This window comes from Candidatus Pelagisphaera phototrophica (assembly GCF_014529625.1).
Classification (GTDB): domain Bacteria; phylum Verrucomicrobiota; class Verrucomicrobiia; order Opitutales; family Opitutaceae; genus Pelagisphaera; species Pelagisphaera phototrophica.
In genome coordinates this window covers 1,172,601-1,190,629 of sequence record NZ_CP076039.1, presented here as the reverse complement: position 1 = coordinate 1,190,629, position 18,029 = coordinate 1,172,601, and the positions used below count along the sequence as shown (strand labels likewise).

Sequence of the window (18,029 nt, the reverse complement as noted above, 5' to 3'; positions counted from 1 at the left end):
GTAGTTTGTAATACGAATTTTCAAACAGACGAATCAATACATAAGTTGCCATTGACCGCACTAAGTTCCCGTAAATCCCGCCGAAACATCCTTAATCTTATGTCCATGCACATCGGTCAGACGCCGATCAAGGCCGTTGTTATACCAAGACAGCTGATTGCAGTCGAGGTCCAGAATATGCAGAACCGTTGAATGGAACTCCCAAATCGAAATCGAATTCACTTCCGCTCGCCGCCCAAAGTCATCGGTCGCCACATAACTGGTTCCACCTTTTCCGCCGCCACCCTTCCCGGAATCCTCATCATTACCATCACGCTATCAAAGCTCTTCTGTAAAAATCCCAGTTGCGAATAAGTTGCCTCCACAGGTTCAATGGCACAACAAGATTGAGAATGAAAGAATGGGCACTCTATATTGATGGCAGCGTGGACACGAAATCGAAAACCGGTTTCGGAGCCTATTTGCTTATCGATGCCACCGCTCCCAATACAGACTACCAAAATAGGATCGAGGTCAAACAGTTCGATTTCACATCCTCAACCAAACTCGAGCTGCAAAATATACTATGGGCTTTGAGCCAGATTGGAGCCTCTGGAGGTAGTTTAGTAGTATATACGGACTCTCAGAACTTAGTCCAACTACCAGTGCGGCGATCGGCTCTCGAAGAGAACAACTTCAAATCTAAAAAGGGCTCACAGCTCCGTAACCACGAACTTTATCGCGAATTCTTCAAAGGGATGGACCGGCTCGATTGCCGGTTGGTGAAGGTTAAGGGGCATAAACGAAATTCAGAGAAAGATGCTAACGACAAAATCTTCACCTTCGTGGATCGAGCTGCCAGGAAAGCGTTGAGGGCACACCAATCGAAAAGATTCTAAGACCGAGTCTGACTGTACGCAGTCAGTCCCTTCAATGATCGTACAAACAACCGGTACACTGATATCGCCAAACGAGCCCAAGTGGGCTCGTCGCCGATCGTTCGTTCATCAATAATATCGAAATAGAGCGGGGATGCCTCGAACAAGGTAAGCTCTCCCTTTAAGTCAAGCGCGAGAGCTCGAGAGCCATTCAAATGTTAGCAAAGGACTGAATCCATCCAACTTTGAGAAGAAGCACAAACAGGAAAAATCACGGTTTTTTCGTAACTAATCCTATCAGATTAATGTACGGGTTTCAGTTTGAATCGAGTGCAGGTTTATCTTCACCCATGGCACGCTTAAGATTCGCAACCGCGACAATATGTCGGTAATAAGCCTCGAGGCGATTCGTTCTAGAATCGGTTAAGGCAAACCGGGCTTCAAACACATCAAGCTGGTTTATCGCTCCCGCATTATAGCGACTATCCGCCAGACGAAGCGCTTCCTCGGCTTGCTCGACTGCCTTGGCGGCGGCGTTCACCAATTCCTCCGCCTCTCGGAACTCTGACATCGCCTGGCGCACTTCAACCTCGATCGCCAAGCGGAGAGAATCCCGCTCGATCCGAGATTGCTCCAACTGTGAGCGGGCTTGACGCACCCGTCCTTTACGAGCCGCCCCGTCGAAGATGTCCCAAGTCGCCACCACGCCCACGGTCCAACCTTCGGGCCCGTCATCGAAAGATTCAGAAAAATTGCTCTTACGTTTTCCGTAGCTTCCAATCAAATCAACACTGGGACGGTAGTCTGAGCGGGCAATTTCCAAACCGGCATCTCGGGCTTCTTCAATCAGGCGAAGTCGTTCCAGTTCGGAGCGATTCGATAAGGCCAAATCTAGGCAAATCGCCAAGTCGTAGGCGACCAGTTCGTATTTTAGCTCTCCCAAGAACTCGGGAACCTTCTCCAGATTATTCGAATCACGGCGATAGTTTCCATATCCGATACTTCGGCGTAGTTGATCGATGGCGACACGAAATGCGCTACGACGACGAATCAAGGCGGGTTTCGCATTAGCCAATAAAACTTCTGCTCGCAGAACCTCAAAATCGGAAACGGACCCGGCTCTAAGTCTATTCTGAGCATCTTCCAAGGTTTCCTCAAGCAACTCGACATTTTGCTCTTCAACTTCAATCTGGTCACGAGCCAGCAATGTGCCGTAGTACCGCGTCGTAACTTCCAGCATGGCGTCCATAATCGTACTTTCAAGAAAGAGCCTCACTGATTCCCTCGTCAGGTCCTGAGCTTTCAACGCCGCCTTAATGCCGCCCCCTTGGTAGAGAGCCTGGCGCAGGTTGAGGCTGATTCCCCAGGTATTGTCCGTCGCAATACCGAATCCTTCAACCACCTCACTCAGACCCCCATCAAGTTTTTGATAATTCGCATCCAAGGACAAGCTGGGACGCGTCCGAGCTTTTACTTCCACGATTATCCCTTCCTGCTCCTCAATTTGCTCGATCGCTCGACGAATGTTGAAGTTGTTATCCAGAGCATAACTGAGTGCCGTTTTGAGATCGAACGTATCCGGCTCTTCAGGCGGCCGTTCATCCTGCCCAAAACTCGTGGTAATCGCGGATACAAAGATCCCCAATTTTAGGGCCAGTGCCTGGGCTGTGCCCCATTTTCCCCTCGTATCTCTCCACCGAGAAACAGTGCAAGCACCGGCCCTAGAACTCCTAAAACTAAGTAGCATCATCCAACTCATGCCGACACCTCCGCAATGTCATTCTGATGATTCTTGGCCAGTAGCATGTAAAGCGAGGGAACGATAAAGATAGTGAAGAGCGTCCCGATCGCCATCCCCCCAACCAATACGAGACCAATCGAGTTTCGAGCGGCAGCACCCGCACCTGAAACGAACACGAGCATCATATGCCCGAAGATAGTGGCTGCTGAGGTCATTAAAATAGGTCTCAGTCGTGTCGCAGCCGCTTCACTGGCCGCCTTTAGCTTACTGCGTCCCCGTTCTTGCAATACATTGGCAAACTGGACGATGAGGATACTATTCTTAGTGACTAGTCCCAATAAAGTAATCATTCCCACCTGCGAGTATATATTCCAAGAGGAGGTCCACCCCCAAGACCAATGAGGCGTCCAAGGATCGCCAGGAGCTCGCATTGCGGTGAAAAGCAAAGCCCCAAACATCCCCAAGGGCACAGAGCCTAGAATGATGATCAAAGGATCCCTGAAAGAGTTAAACTGCGCCGCAAGAACCAGAAATACCAATACCAATGCTAACATCAGCATAGGGAAAAAACTGCTCCCTTCTTTCCTCAATTGACGCGACTCTCCCGCATAGTCGATCGCGTAACCATTCGGCAAAATCTTCGCAGACTCTTCCTCCAAAACTTTTAGCGCCGCATCCAAAGGAGCCATCGCTATGCCGGAAATCTTAACAGAATTCAGCTGGTTAAACCGATTCAGGCTCCGCGGTTTAACTGAATTCTCAATCGTCGCGAAGCTAGAGAGCGGCACTAAATTCCCATTCGGCCCCCTCACGTACATGTCGGCGAGATCTTCAGGGGCAAGCCGACTCGTGCGCTTCACTTGAGGGATTACCTTATAGCTACGACCATCTATCGAAAACCGATTCACGTAGTTCCCTCCGAGCAAAACGCTCAGATCATTTCCGACGTCGGAAAGATTCATTCCCAATGCTGCTACTTTATCACGATCGAAAATGATCTTCGACTGTGGCTCGTCTATCTTCACATCCAGCTCTGGCGGAAATGCAAATAGTCCAGTTGCAGCTGCGTTGTTGGCTACTTGACGAGCTAGAGCAGCAATTTGCTCGGTTTCGGCGGTGGATGAAATGATGTATTCTACAGGAAAGTTGCTACCTCCCGGAAGTGCGGGTGGAAGGACGGGCAAAAGTTTAATACCTGGAACGCTTCCTAACTGAGGTATCATACTTTGACGAATATCGATGATGTGCCGTTCTCGTTCACCCCATGGCTTAACGATCATCCCTCCAAAGCCCCCTGTGGGGGATGTAATCTGGAAGGAGTAGTCGTATTCTGGAGTCGACGCAAAAACGTCCTGCACTTGTTTTGAAAAGTGACTGGATTGCTCGATGGTAGAATTGGATGAAGTGCTCAGTAGCCCAAATATAATACCCTTGTCTTCGGTAGGTGCCAACTCGGTAGACATCGAGGACAGGACATATAGCGGTATTACCAGAAAAGTCAGAAACCCCCAAAGTGTATAAACAGCTGGGCGAGCCTTCAATGTACCTTCGATCATCTTTCGGTAACGCTCACGCAACCGATCGAAAAACCGGTTTACCACGCCTCGAAACCCTTTCTCCTCGCTGTTCGCCTTTAGCACTTTAGAGGCCATCATCGGGGATAATGTCAGCGCTACCACACTAGATACAATGACTGCCCCGGCCAATGTAACTGTGAATTCCCTAAACAGCGAGCCGGTCAATCCGCCCTGAAAGGCGATCGGAGCATAAACGGTAGCAAGGGTAATTGTCGTTGCAATAATGGGCCCTACCAGCTCTCGGGCTCCTTTCAGAGCGGCGTCCTTAGGAGAGTTTCCATCACGCAGGTAGCGTTCGACATTTTCTACAACAACGATTGCATCATCGACAACTAGTCCCACTGCTAGAACGATGGCTAGCAGTGTCAAAAGATTGATACTGAAACCAAAAATCTGCATGAGGAAAATCCCCCCAATCAATGAGACCGGTATCGCGACTAAAGGCACTAGAACGGAACGGACAGACCCGAGGAAAAGAAAAATCACCACGACAACAATCAATAGAGTCTCAGAAAGGGTAACCACTACTTCCTTAAGGGCATTGTCGATGTATTCGGTGGCATCATACCCAACACCTCCTTCAAATCCAACCGGAAAACGGTCCTGCATCGCCTCAACCTCGGCCCGAACCCGCTTGATTACATCGAGCGAGTTTGCGGATGGCATCACCCAAATACCCATAAAAACCGCTTGTTCGCCGCCAAAACGCACATCGGCATCATAGCTCTCCGCTCCCAACTCAACATCGGCTACATCGGCCAAATGAATTACCTGATCCCTTTCCTCGCGCAATATCAGTTCCTGAAACTCTTCCACCGAGGTGAGATTCGCGTTGGAACTCAGGCTGATCTGCTCATAGCTCCCCTTAGTTTTCCCCACCGCCGCAAGAACATTGTTGGATGCGAGCGCCAACCGAACTTCCGTTGCACTGATATTGAAGGCCGCTAGCTTTTCCGGTTTGAGCCAAACGCGGACGGCGAGGGCGCGGGCTCCTAATATGTCCGCTCGCTGCACACCTTTGACCGCTGTCAACGCTGGCTGCACGGCACGAGTCAAGTAGTCGGTCACTTCATTTCGCTCCAGATTGGAAGACTTGAAACTCAAATACATCGAAGCGACTCTCGTATCCGCCGTTTCAACATTTATTATCGGCACCTCAGCTTCCGGCGGCAGATCCCCCCTCACTTGATCCACTTTAGAGGAGATTTCCGCCAGCACTTTAATGGCATCGACGTTCAGCTTCAACCGGATGGAGATTGTCGAAAGGCTTTGAACACTGCTAGATTCGATATAATCGATTCCGTCCGCTGCAGCGATGACTCGCTCTAACGGTGTCGTAACAAATCCCTTCACGAGATCCGCATCAGCTCCAATGTAGAAAGTCGTCACCGTAACGAGGGCATTCTCGCTCTGCGGATATTGGCGCACCGTAAACCCACCCGATCCCGATGTCGCATTGTAGATTGCCTGGCCTCCCGCGATAACAATGACAAGGTTCACGACAATAGCCAGTACCGGCCGCCGGATAAAGATGTCCGTAATGGATTTGATAATCTCGCTCATTCCAGTTATTCGCTAATTCGAAACTAAGCGTCAGCGGGGGTTGGATTAAGCGAGACAGGCAGGGAACTGGAGTTATTGACCACTACAGAACGGCCGTCGGAGAGCTTGAATGTTCCTGCCGTGACGATTTCCTCACCCGCAGCGATTCCCTCGACAATGGAGACGAAGTCACCTTTGGTCCGGCCTACTTTAACAAAGCGTTGTTCAACAATCTTTCCCTCATCGGAATCCCTTATCACAAAAACAGTATTACCGAAGGCTTGATAGTACACCGCTGTTCCGGGTACAGCGACCACCGTAGTCGAGTCCGGTTGCACGACATCCACATTGGCAAACATTCCTGGAACCAGCGCACCGTCTTCGTTCCTTATAACCCCTCGGACTCGGAACATCCGATTGGTCAAGTTCAGCTCAGGATCGATTGCCTTCACCGTACCGTCGAAGGTTTTGCTAGTGTAAGTGTCTACGGTCAATCGGAATTCATAGCCACTTTTAACCTTGCTCAACTGCTGCTGAGGCAATGAAAAATCCACGAACATAGGGTCGACGGACTGGAGCGAGACTACGGGAGCGCCGGGGTTGATATACTCACCCAAGTCAATCTGCCTAATACCAAGCCGGCCAGAGAACGGAGCCCGGATCACCTTCTTTTCAAGCTGCGCCTGAATCTGCGAGAGCGCCGCTTTCGCTTCCTTAGCCCGTGCTTCCGCAGTATCCAACTCTGACTGGGCCACCGAACGACTGGCCCTTAGTTCCTTCGTCCGCTTCAAATTGACTTCGGCCAGTTCTGCTGACGCCACTGCAGACTCCAATTGAGCTCGTTCCGCCGAGGTATCGAGTTCGAAAAGCAAATCTCCCTTCTGCGCGTTTTGACCCGATTCAAAGTGAATTTCGGATATGGTACCTGAAACCTCGGCAGAAAGCGTTACCCCCTGCGAAGCCCGCAACGTTCCGACGGCGCTCACCGAGTTCTCCCAAACCATCTCCTCAGCGATCCCTGAAGAAACTGACTCAGGAGGCATGACAAAGAGCGGAGGTGGAGCGAACTGAGGTCCTTTAATAAAGAAGATCCCTAAAAGAATCGCAACTATGAGCCCGAAGACGACTAAGAACGTTTTCCACATGATATTTGGAATGTAATTAGGTTATTCCCTCTCTAAAATTTTCCCCACACAACCAGATCCCGAATCTAATCCCGCTGATTTTCACACTGGCCAACGAGCAACATCGGATTTTCTCATTCATATGAGTGGAGGTTGAATCGGAGCCAAGCGAAAACACAATAATTTCGTCTAACGGATTGTTAGGTTCTCCAAAACCAATCCATAACACCCATTCGCAGTCTTTAGGTCGCATCGACGACCTAACCGCTTTAACAAGTTTCTTGGGATATGCTGACGATGCCACCACGAATCGGGCGTTGGTCTAAAATCAAAAATCCATCAGCGGGAATTGGAGCATTGAAACGGCGGACAATCTCGCATCATCCTTCTGCCCGAAAACTTCAAAGCCAAAACGGACCCGAATTGAAGATCTTCCTCTCTTCCGCGACTCTATCCGATCTCATTCGCTAGTTCCGCGTCGCTTTCGACTTCTTTGCCCGTCGAGAAAAACACTTTTCCCCAAGAGATGACGGGTGCGCTCTGACCCGTTTCTAGATGCGTGATCCGCCATCCAATATTTTCTTCCCCTATCACGCTCCAATGCGTTGGCGCCTCATGGATCGTCTCAAAGTCGCCAGCGCATCCCCCTCCTTTAAGCCAATCAGTAGAAGCCTAGTAAAACAAAAGTAAAATGCTGAATGCAAATAGATGTTTCATAAATTCCAATGAAGATGAATCGCTCCGAAAAGATATCGAATTCTACTTTCTCAAATCGGGGATGGGCTCAGTAAGCAAATAGGGTTCCTTGTGCGGCAGCAACTCGTCCCCTTGGGATTCTGTCCACTCAGTGAGCTCCTTTTTCATTTGGGCCATCACATCTCGATACTCTGAATTACGGGCCAGGTTATCATACTCCATAGGATCCGCCTCTAAGTCGAACAACTCGAGCGGGTCCCTCGTGTAGTAATTCCGAATGATGGCAGCGGCCATCGGGTCTAACTTAGCAACCTCGTCCCAAGAGTCCCAGAAGGCACCGGCGCCGTCTTTTCGCAAACGATCTGAATGGTTTGTAAAATATCCATCCGGACGCAAATTCTCGATGTATTTGTATTTTCCGATACGGACACTTCGAATCGGAAAGATATTCATAACCCCATCACCCGTATGCGTCGTGAAGATACGGTCACGATGCACCCTCGCTTCTCCTCTCAATACCCCAGTGAAGGGCTTTCCATCGATGTCGAATGGTATCTCACCACCTGCTAAATCAATCAATGTAGGAACGAGATCGACCCAGCTCACCATGGCATCCGTCCGCACGCCATTGGCAACGTGACCCGGCCAGGAAACAATCAACGGAATCTGAACCCCCGTCTCATACAAATTCCATTTGCCACGAGGCCATTGCCCACCGTGGTCGCTTGTGAAGAGAAATAGAAAGTTCTCACCAAACTCCTTCTGAGCGATCTTGTGGATACGCCCCATTTCCTCGTCCATCCCCGTAATATCCGTAAGGTAACGAGCCCAGTGATCGCGTGTCTCAGGGGTATCGACCAAATAGTCTGGAAGAGAAATTTGGGAGGGATCGTAAGTCGACTCTTCCACCCAAGGCACATGCGGACGGCGGTCTCCTACAAGCAGGCAGATAGGTTCCCGTACCTCATTCGACGCAAACCATTCACGAACCGCGACCGACATATTTCTGGGAGATTTCGAGTTAAAGTCCAATCCTTCGAACTCACGAGCTCCATGCGCGACTTTCCCAAAGGACGCGATCGTGTAACCCTTCGCTTTCAAAAGCGGGAATAGGAACTCGGTTCCTTCTTTCACCTGACTATGATTCGGGTGCGCCCCATGCCGGGCAGGCATTAGACCTGTAAGGAGTGAGAATCGGTTCGGGCAACAGGAAGGAGACGCCACGTACGCCTCGTCGAACACCATGCCGTTGGAAGCCAGCATATCCATCGTGGGTGTGAGGACCTCCTTGGACCCGTAAACCGAGCTCTCCGCCCGGCCCATATCATCGGACAGAAACACCACAAGGTTAGGAGGTAACTCCTCTCCATTGAGGCAAGGAATCACTACCAGAAACGCTAATAATAAGGAGACAAATTTCATCTTAATGAAGGGACTAAAAGATCAGAAACGAGACTGAAGGCTAACCTGGCAAATCACAAGTGTTTGCCGCGCTGGAAGTGAGGCGTCACTCTAGGAGGCGCACCGCCAAGGTTCGCAGTCTCCACTGACCCTCGTCTTCCGAACCAAACCGTCCCTGGCTGGATAGCCAGAGAGATTCACCTGCCCTTAAAACGCCAATGTCGCTTAGCACGCCACTCTGATCCTTATCATCGATATCTGCATCTACACAGTAAATCGAAAGGCGGGCTCCTTTCCCTACCTGATAAAAGCCGCCGCAAATACCATCGCCTGCGACAATGCCCAAAGAGTCGACAATCACGTCCCGGTTGAAAGAGATCCGCAGCCCTTCACCCGAATCCACATCGCCAGATTGTCCATGCTGGATTCCAAGACCCCTTTCGTTCAAATCAAAAGTAGCGCGTATCAGAGCCCCAGAAATATAGGATACGTCCATATTGAGAGTTAAGTCTGAGTCGGGAACCATTATACTCGCGCCAACCGGCCTACCCTCGAGGGAATGGTCTTTAGTCCAATCGAACACAATGCGTTCCGACGGAGCAAACTCCGCTAAAAGATGCCCGCCCGAATTCCGATGAAGCAACGCCTTTTCGGTCATGTATGCGATGAGTGGTTTCAAATCCGGTCGATCGATTAAGTTCTCTTTTTCCCACTGGTCCTCAGCTAGATCATATAGTTCGTAGGGTCTAGCTAATCCAGATCGGATAAGGGAGGCATCGAAAAACAGCTTCCACTTGCCCGTTTCCAAAAGACCTCCAATCCGAGGTGAATCCAAGCGCATCGCCATAACGGCCGGGTCCTCTTTCGCTTCCTTGTGGTCGTTAAAAAACAATGGTGGGCGGTCCGGAAGCGATTGGCCACGGAAAGCGCTCAGTATACTAAAGCTATCCTCGCCACCTTTTTCCCCCGCACGATGGTCGGGCATTTTTGTTCCGACTACTTCGGCAAAGGTCGCGTAAAGATCCTGTAGTCCGATCGGAGCCTCGTTGCTCAACCCTGGACTCCCCGCATCACCGTCCCCAACATCCCCAGCCGGCCAGGCAACGATAAATGGGACACGATGACCCCCTTCGTACACAGAGCCCTTGTGGCTACGGAAAGGCCCCGTTGCGATATCGCTGTCAACCTCGGCTCCATTGTCACTGGTAAATAGGACGATTGTGTTTTCGATCAGCTTACTACCTGGGTTGCGAGGATCTTGGGTCGACTCAAGCCAGTCGATCATTCTGCCCAAGGCCACATCGTTTTCGTAAATATAGTCATTGCGAATCGTTGTCTTTTCTCCTGACTCCGTGCGAGCAGCACCATCAACAGGTATTCCTCCGATAGACGTATCCGGCGTATGGGGACCATGATTCGAATTGGCTGGATAGTAGAGAAAAAATGGCTGCCAGCGGAATTGCGGGTCGCCCACATGATTCGTCATGAAACCAATCGCGTTGTCCGAATGCCGACTGCCAAGTTCTTCAAGGATGTAGGCACTCGGACCCGCCACGACCAGGCCCTTTTTAGAACCCGTCGTTCCGGTGACAAAACGGCCGTCAATATGCCCCGGCCCTCTGAGAAGGGTGATCTTACCGTCTTTGATGGTTGGGCCTGATGAGAGGTGCGACCTGCTGGTAAAGTGCGCCACGTCGAATCCATGGTCCAGGGGTGAGGTATGCAAAGGTTTGGAGAGATCCGCATCTTCCCAACCTGCCGCCGGGTCGCCATCCGACCGCCTATACCGAAGCCCCACGTGCCATTTTCCAAACATCGCCGTTCGATAATCGTGATCTTTGAGCAGAGACGCAATCGTCGGCCGATCGCTTTCGATCATAGGATCACCTTGTGAGCCGAAGAGCACCCAATGTTTGAGTCGATTACGCCAGGAGTATCGCCCTGTCAACAAGCCGTATCGAGTGGGCGAACACCGTGATGAAGGCGTATGGGCATCCGTAAATCGCATTCCCATTCTAGCCAGTCGTTCCATTTGTGGCGTATAAACTTGGTTCTCATCCGCGTTGCCGGTGAAATCCTGGTAAGCACTCGTATCGCCCATCCCCATATCGTCAGCCATCATGACGATAATATTGGGTTGTTTTAGAACCTGAGCAGATGCAATGGTCGCAACTGCACAAAGGGCGAACGTTACAAGGGTTATGAGAGACGCTTTTTTCATTTTATAAGTGGATTAGCTAATCTTGGAAATCTCGTTCTCGGCAACCATGTGAGGCTTCAACTTCTCCCAATCGAATTCGACTCCAATTCCTAGGGAATCCGGTGCTACCGCTAGATTGTCATCCAGAACTAAGGGCCTAGCCGTGTAATAATCAATAGGGAAACTGTGACGCTCCAGCCAGCCGCCGTGAGACTGCGATGAAACGAGGCTCACATGGAGCTCGTGCATGCCATGTGAACAAATGGGAATGCCGTAATTATCAGATTGATACGCCACCTTAAGCCATCCCGTAATGCCTAAGCAGTTCGACGCATCGGGCTGAATATAGGAAAGATTTGCTTGTTCAAAGGCGTATCCAAACTCGTGCATCGTGTGCAAGTTTTCGCCCATCGCCAAAGGTAAGCCGGTCGATTCCGCTATTGTCGCATAACCCTGGTAGTCATCAGGCAAGGTGGGCTCTTCAAACCACGAGACGTCAAACTCCTTGAATCGATTGGCAGCCTCGATCGCCTTGTCCACGCTCAAGGAATAGTTCGCGTCGACCATGAAAAATACATCCGGCCCCACCAATTCTCTTACCGCTCGGGCACGAGCTATATCCTCACTCAAATCGAGACGCCCTACTTTGATTTTCACCGCGTTGAAGCCTTCCTCTAGATAGCCCTCAATACTCTTGAGCAATTTGGGAAGCGGAAATTCCAAATCGATCCCACCAGCATACACCTTGCAGCTTTTCCTGGCTCCCCCAGCAACCTGCCACAATGGCTTTTTCAGCCTTTTGCAGCGGGCGTCCCACAAGGCGATATCGATCGCGGAGATCGCAAAAGACGCAATGCCTCCCCTCCCCACATAGTGAATATGTGATTCGCAAAGCTCGTTAATCGATTCGACCTCCGAGCCATCTCTTCCCATCAGAAAAGGAACCAAATCATGATCGAGCAATGCCTTGATCGCGCATCCCCCTCTACCACCGGTGTAGGTGTAGCCAGTTCCTTCATACCCATCGTCTAGAGCAATAGTCACCGTTACCAGATCAAAATGCAAGTGGTCCCCATGCGTTGCGTCCGTCAGCATTTCAGCAAGGGGCACCTTGAAAAGCTTAGTTTCAATTCGATCGACTTTGCTCATTTCCGACTTTTGCCACGTTCCCAATATAGAATCCAATTAGACGAGACGAGGTTTCTTAAATCCAATACCTATCTGGCTCGCCACCGCACAGGCGTCAACATTCGATCAATTCGTCTACTGGTCTTAATTCAACGAAAAGAACTCTTCCCTTACCACACAAACCCCTATCGCCCCTTCAATGGCGGCAAGAAGTGCGATTGCTTTCTCACTGATTTCGATTACAAAGTCCCTCAAAAAATCCAACTATCCTTACCTCAACCCGTAGATGTCCGAGAAGACCGAAAAATGGTATTCTTAGGCAAAGGAACGGGAGGGGCGTCTTCTCCGTCTCCGCTACCCCCCGAAGAAAAATTACGAAGACATCCAGCCAAAGCTGCATTTACTCGTATGGGGCACCTACACACAAACCGAGTTTCCGGAAATCGAACTTTCCGTCGATGAGCTCCATCAGCCCCTCGTACCGCTTGATGAGCATATTATCTCCGGACTGCCTTGGCCCGTACTCATAGAGACTTTTCTCCGCAAGCGGACCTACTATAGCTACGCTCCCGAAAATTTCAGTTTTAAGGATTTGCAAGCATCCGCACAGACGGCATTTCCAAAAGAAGAATTGACTTGGGAATCCAAGCTAGATCCTCATTGGAAATTGCTACGCAGCTACGTGCAAGAAATCGATTTTCGCGATCATTAGCTTCAGCCGATTTTTAATCACACTAACCTTCAAATACCAAAAACCCTTTTGATCTCAATGCTTCCAAAGCCCTCTTTCCCTCAATTTAAAACGACCGTACTTTTAGCGGCATCTCTGCTAGTATTCAATTCATCTCAAGCAGCAGACGTGGCGGGCTCTCGACCCAACATCGTATTCATCCTGGCAGACGACATGGGCTGGAATGAAGCAGGCTTCAACGGGGGCAACCCTGAGCACACCCCGCACATTGATCGTTTTCGCAACGAAGGGGTCAGTCTAACTCAGTTTTACAGTCATGCCGTCTGCGCTCCCACTCGGGCCGCATTCCTAACCGGACGGTACGCGTTTCGAACCTGGAGCGATTGGCGCTCCGAGGACTTTGGCAAACCAAGCTATCTCAAAAAGCTGGGTCTCACCTTGCCAACCAATGAACAAGGTGAAGAGACTCGTCGCATTCACGCATTGGATACTAATGAAAGGACTGTGGCGGAAGCCCTGAAGAGCGCCGGCTACCTCACCGCCCTAATCGGAAAGTGGCACTGTGGGGAATGGCTACCGGAGCACCTTCCCATGGGCCAGGGATTCACGCACCAATACGGACACTACGCCTGGGGTATAGACTACAACAACTACACCATTCCGCACAATGCACCCGCCCGCTACGCAGTCTATGACTGGCATCGGGATCAGGAGCCGCTTTACGAGCAAGGCTACACGACTGACCTCATCGCCAATGAGACTATCCGGCTGATCGCCCAGCACAAAGACAAGTCTTCGGGCAAACGCCAGCCCCAACCCTTTTTCTTCTACGTTCCTTTCAATGCCATCCATGGGCCCCTGGAAGAAATTCCACGCTACACGGACAAATATGAAAAGCGCTATGCGGCTCTCAAATGTCTCGACGATGCAGTCGGCCGCATCGTTGGAGCTGTGGATCAATATGGCTATAAGAATGACACTCTGGTGATATTCGCCAATGACAATGGAGGACTGCGGGACGAAATGAACGCTCCCTACCGCGGTCACAAAAACACCAATTACGAGGGAGGAGTCCGTGTACCGTGCGTCTTTAGATGGCCGGGTAAGATCGAGCCGGGAACCTCAAACGACGCCATGATGCACATCGTCGATCTTTATAGCACTTTCATAACTCTTGCAGGCGGTAGCCACAAGCAAAAGCGAATAGCAGACAGTATCGACATGACGGGTACAATTTTAGCTGGCGAGCCCGCTCCACGAAAGGAAGTTATCTACGAGGTGTCAGGCAGTGTGCGTTTTCCCGCAATTCGACTGGGCGACTACAAACTCGTGGGCAAGGAGCTATACAATATCGTAGTGGACCCTAGCGAGACGGAAGATCTCGCAAAGCAGTATCCAGGCATTGCTGAGCGGCTCGCAAAACGGGTAGCAGAGGCGGGAACGCAACGACCGCCCATGCCCGATATGTCGCAGCTCATGTCTCCCGCCCTTCCCTGGGTTTACGGTCAAAAGGAGAATGCCACCGCACCGGAATGGGTAAAAGAGGAAGTTCGCAAAGTCCGTGCGACCCAACCCAAAGATTGGGCCCCCGGGACCACCCCTTGGCCCCAGGCCCCAGTTGATGGAAAAATAACCTATACCGGCGACGGAAGGTAGTTCCGCACCCATCAATTGTGGGAGCACTAGTCAATCCCACAACCAATCGATTTGCAAAATCCTAAACACTATCGGACAAACCGATTCCAACGTTTATTTAGGTCATAGGGGTTCGGTTTTCCATTCTGGACAACTAATCGGTATCGCATAGTGGATACTTGGCCTGGCGAGATTTCCCAGGCGAACTCCTGAATCGGAACGTAGTTGAAAAATATGGCTCCATTGTTGGATGTTTCCGGCCAAACGCGCATCCGTTGGGGGAAGTCGTGGTTTTCGCGGTGGCAAAGAATCGTCAAGGTATCCGCTCCAGGACCCGTTTCCTTTTCTCCCCACATCGCAATCCATTTCGACCGTGTCGTATGGCCATCATTACGGTTTTTGCCCTCGGAGCTAAGATAGTCGCTATTGGACTTATCCCAATGATGGGGAGCTCGATAAGCGATGGGGCCACCATACCGGTAGGCAGGAAGTTTCAAGGAAGAACTCGATACATTCGTCTGAACCGTTTCATAGTCGATTTCATAAGCACCATCAATGAACCGGGCTACCAACGTAAATACTTCTCTTAGAATCACTTTTTCCTTTTCCTGGTTCCCCGGAAAGGCAACGTGCTCTTGCACTACTGTAAATCCCGCAGAGTCACTCCCCCAAGATAGTGAGAGCGTTTTAGCATACCGCACCCTCCCTGTCTCTTCCTTCAAATTCCAAAAGTCGACATTCTCTCCCTCTATCTCGCACTCCACCCATGCGTGCCAGAGTCCCAAATGATGATAGTGATCGTCTGGATGAATCCCCGTAACGACCGTCCCGCTAGGCGAATGGACCGGATGGATGAAACCGCTTCGAGTGAAAATAGGGTCAGCACCCTCGGGAGGTGGCACGTCCGCTTTGTGGTAGGTTAAAATCGATCGATCATCGATGGAGACGGTGATGCTTGCATCAGTTTCACGAACGGAAGGTGTGGCCGCGTCAGCAGCAAAAGAAACAAGCGTAAAAAAAACTAAACAGAGGGTACAGGTTCGTGTTGGGATATGCATAAGCCCAAACCTATAGGCTTCCGCATGGCTCTTGCCAATAATCTATTTCAACTCTTCGGGCAAAGCAAAGGCGACATAACGGCTTCCAGGAGCCGTCCCCATTTTCCCTCCTCCGCAAGCGATGACGACGTACTGCCGCTCGCCCGCTTCGTAAACAGAAGGCGTCGCATAGCCGCCAGCGGGAAGTTTGTGCTTCCAAAGTTCTTCACCCGTTTCCTTGTCAAAAGCCCGTATGTGCTCATCTTTGGTGGCCGCAATAAAAATGAGTCCCCCCGCCGTCGCGACGGGACCCCCATAGTTTTCCGTACCCGTTTTCTCGACGCCTCTCATGGCGAGAGCTTCAAACTCCCCTAAGGGAACCTTCCACAGGATCTCTCCCTTATTGAGATCAATCGCGTTAAGCGTCCCCCACGGTGGCTTTACGGCAGGGTAGCCTTCTTGGTCCAGGAAACGATTGTATCCAGTATGAGAATATGGCAGTGCAGCCTCATTGGAAGCTAGACCCATAGCGTGTGGATCCACCTCTTCCGTTGAATTGAGCAGGAAAGCGATTACCGCTTCTAGCCGCCCCTTACCCAGTTGCCTGAAAGAGGGCATAAATCCCTTGCCCTCCATCAACATGGCTAGGATCTCATCTTTCTTCAGTTTTGTGCCCACAGACTGAATATTTGGGAAGGTGCCCGTAGGATCTCCTTGCCGTTCAGGACCGTGACAGAACGCACATCGATTTTGGTAAATCTCCTCACCTAAGTCGGCCAGACGGACTGAGCCCCCTGCCCGAGCGGTAGCCCGTTTGGTTTCAACCATGGTCATAATCCAAGGCATTTCGTTCCCATTCACATACATGATTCCAGTATCGGGCTCCACCGACGCTCCACCCCATTCACCACCGCCATCGAATCCGGGGAAGATGACCGTCCCTTCTTTGCTCGGCGGAATGAACTGCCCATCCGATCGAAGGTTAGCCAGGATTCCAGTCACATACCTATTGGCTTCTTCGCTTATGTTGGTCACGTCTTTAAAATCGAAACGCTGCCGGGAAAAAGGCTCTGGCTTAATCGGAAGCGGCTGAGTAGGAGAGGAAACCTCCCCCTGCAAGTCAGAACGGGGAAAAGGCATTTCCTCAACGGGGTGAAGCGGCGCTCCTGTGTCTCGATCCAGAACAAAGACATGTCCCGACTTTGTGATTTGGGCCACCGCATCTCGTTTCACACCATCAATTTCGAGTGTCACGAGGTTGGGCGGAGCGGGTAAATCCCTGTCCCAAATGTCGTGATGAACCGTTTGGAAATGCCACTTGCGCTCTCCGGTCCGCGCATCCAAAGCTATAATACAGTTTGCAAATAGATTATCCCCAACACGATTCCCTCCATAAAAATCGAACGATGCGGAGCCCGTGGGTGCATATACCATCGCGCGATCACGATCAACGCTCATCCCTGCCCACGAATTCGCCCCACCAGCCCAATCGTAGGCTCCGATAGGCCAAGTCTCCAATCCGTATTCCCCTTTTTGAGGAATGGTATGAAATGTCCAAGCAACTTCACCCGTCAGGATATCAAAGGCTCTAATATGACCCGGCGCCGCGTCGACATTTTCGGAAACACGAGTCCCCATGATCAAGAGATCCTCAAAAACGGTTCCCGGAGTCCTCGATTCAACATGTAAATCCTGGGCTCTCTCACCTAGGTCGAGCTTGAGTGAGGTCCGGCCTCCTTCCCCAAAAGACTCTATTGGCAATCCTGTATTTCCCTCTAGGCATAGAAGCCAACCGCCGATTGACATGAGAATGCGCTTTTCTCCCTGGCCCTCCCACAAAGCAACCCCTCGATTCGCGCTGATTCCAAAAGACACGCCCTCGCCCTCAAGCCAGGTTTTTGGATCGAATTCCCAGAGCGGACTTCCCGTTGCCGCTTCTAAGGCAAAAACTTTCAACGTGGGGGAGGTGCCATAAAGAATGCCGTCTTTAACAATGGGATTACACTGCATTTGCGATCGCTCTCCTAGCTCAACATTCTCGCTCGTATAGGTCCAAGCAACCTCCAAAGTGCCCACATTGTCCTTTGTGATTTGTTCAAGATAGGAAAACTGGTTCCGGGCTTCATCTCCTTGGTAAGTCGGCCACTCACGGCTCCCCGAGTCCTTTGAAAGTCGATCATTCGAGCTGCAAGCGGCGAGCAAAAACGTGAATACAACAACTATTTTAATACGAACTTGTTTCATCCTGGCAGAAAGTCTGGCAGCCATAAACTGCTCCTAGGATTTATCTAGGGCAACACTTTCTTAAGTCTACTGGGTTAGATATCGAACGATTTTTACTAGCTAGGGCAACGACCTCCGGCAAGCCCCGAGGTATTTTAAGGTAGTGGGCACTCGGAG

The 18,029-nt window shown here is 50.8% G+C and carries 12 protein-coding genes and 1 pseudogene; 2 read left to right on the top strand and 11 right to left on the bottom strand.

Features of this window, described 5'->3' with window-relative positions; genetic code table 11:
- Positions 1–60: 60 nt before the first annotated feature.
- A pseudogene (locus GA004_RS17930) lies at positions 61–273 on the bottom strand (DUF1501 domain-containing protein); the annotation flags it as partial.
- A gap of 119 nt (positions 274–392) precedes the next feature.
- On the opposite strand from GA004_RS17930, the gene GA004_RS05165 reads away from it, so the two are divergent.
- Positions 393–878 carry a ribonuclease HI gene (locus tag GA004_RS05165; protein WP_283396238.1) on the top strand — a complete coding sequence of 162 codons (486 nt, stop codon included), beginning with the start codon at positions 393–395 and terminating at the stop codon, positions 876–878.
- Here GA004_RS05165 and GA004_RS05160 read toward each other — a convergent pair.
- From GA004_RS05160 to GA004_RS05125, 8 genes are all read right to left on the bottom strand, one after another.
- On the bottom strand, positions 875–1,072 hold the full coding sequence (locus tag GA004_RS05160) for a hypothetical protein (RefSeq protein ID WP_283396237.1): 198 nt from the start codon (positions 1,070–1,072) through the stop codon (positions 875–877). The two genes, GA004_RS05165 and GA004_RS05160, sit on opposite strands and share 4 nt — an antisense overlap.
- 101 nt (positions 1,073–1,173) lie before the next feature.
- Complete coding sequence (locus GA004_RS05155; RefSeq protein WP_283396236.1) at positions 1,174–2,607, bottom strand: TolC family protein; 1,434 nt, start codon at positions 2,605–2,607, stop codon at positions 1,174–1,176.
- A gap of 5 nt (positions 2,608–2,612) precedes the next feature.
- On the bottom strand, positions 2,613–5,738 hold the full coding sequence (locus GA004_RS05150; protein WP_283396235.1) for an efflux RND transporter permease subunit: 3,126 nt from the start codon (positions 5,736–5,738) through the stop codon (positions 2,613–2,615).
- Positions 5,739–5,761: 23 nt separating this feature from the next.
- On the bottom strand, positions 5,762–6,862 hold the full coding sequence (locus GA004_RS05145) for an efflux RND transporter periplasmic adaptor subunit (RefSeq protein ID WP_283396234.1): 1,101 nt from the start codon (positions 6,860–6,862) through the stop codon (positions 5,762–5,764).
- 429 nt (positions 6,863–7,291) lie between these two features.
- Positions 7,292–7,435, bottom strand: coding sequence for a hypothetical protein (locus tag GA004_RS05140; protein WP_283396233.1), 144 nt, complete (start codon positions 7,433–7,435; stop codon positions 7,292–7,294).
- A gap of 165 nt (positions 7,436–7,600) precedes the next feature.
- A complete protein-coding gene (locus GA004_RS05135; protein WP_283396232.1) occupies positions 7,601–8,959 on the bottom strand; it encodes a sulfatase family protein in 1,359 nt (452 codons plus the stop codon).
- Positions 8,960–9,044: 85 nt separating this feature from the next.
- Positions 9,045–11,159: a sulfatase family protein gene (locus tag GA004_RS05130; protein WP_283396231.1), complete on the bottom strand. Its 2,115-nt coding sequence runs from the start codon at positions 11,157–11,159 to the stop codon at positions 9,045–9,047.
- Between the two features lie 12 nt (positions 11,160–11,171).
- Positions 11,172–12,287 (bottom strand): mandelate racemase/muconate lactonizing enzyme family protein, encoded by a 1,116-nt coding sequence (locus tag GA004_RS05125; RefSeq protein WP_283396230.1) that lies wholly within the window; start codon positions 12,285–12,287, stop codon positions 11,172–11,174.
- A gap of 748 nt (positions 12,288–13,035) precedes the next feature.
- Here GA004_RS05125 and GA004_RS05120 point away from each other — a divergent pair.
- Positions 13,036–14,613, top strand: a complete 1,578-nt coding sequence (locus GA004_RS05120; protein WP_283396229.1) for an arylsulfatase B — start codon at positions 13,036–13,038, stop codon at positions 14,611–14,613.
- A 68-nt stretch (positions 14,614–14,681) separates the two neighbouring features.
- Here GA004_RS05120 and GA004_RS05115 read toward each other — a convergent pair whose 3' ends face one another.
- Both GA004_RS05115 and GA004_RS05110 read right to left on the bottom strand, forming a co-directional pair.
- The gene (locus GA004_RS05115) at positions 14,682–15,650 is read right to left on the bottom strand and encodes a DUF6807 domain-containing protein (protein WP_283396228.1); all 969 of its coding nucleotides are present in this window, start codon (positions 15,648–15,650) and stop codon (positions 14,682–14,684) included.
- 42 nt (positions 15,651–15,692) lie between these two features.
- Positions 15,693–17,873 carry an outer membrane protein assembly factor BamB family protein gene (locus GA004_RS05110; protein WP_283396227.1) on the bottom strand — a complete coding sequence of 727 codons (2,181 nt, stop codon included), beginning with the start codon at positions 17,871–17,873 and terminating at the stop codon, positions 15,693–15,695.
- Between the last annotated feature and the right edge of the window lie 156 nt (positions 17,874–18,029).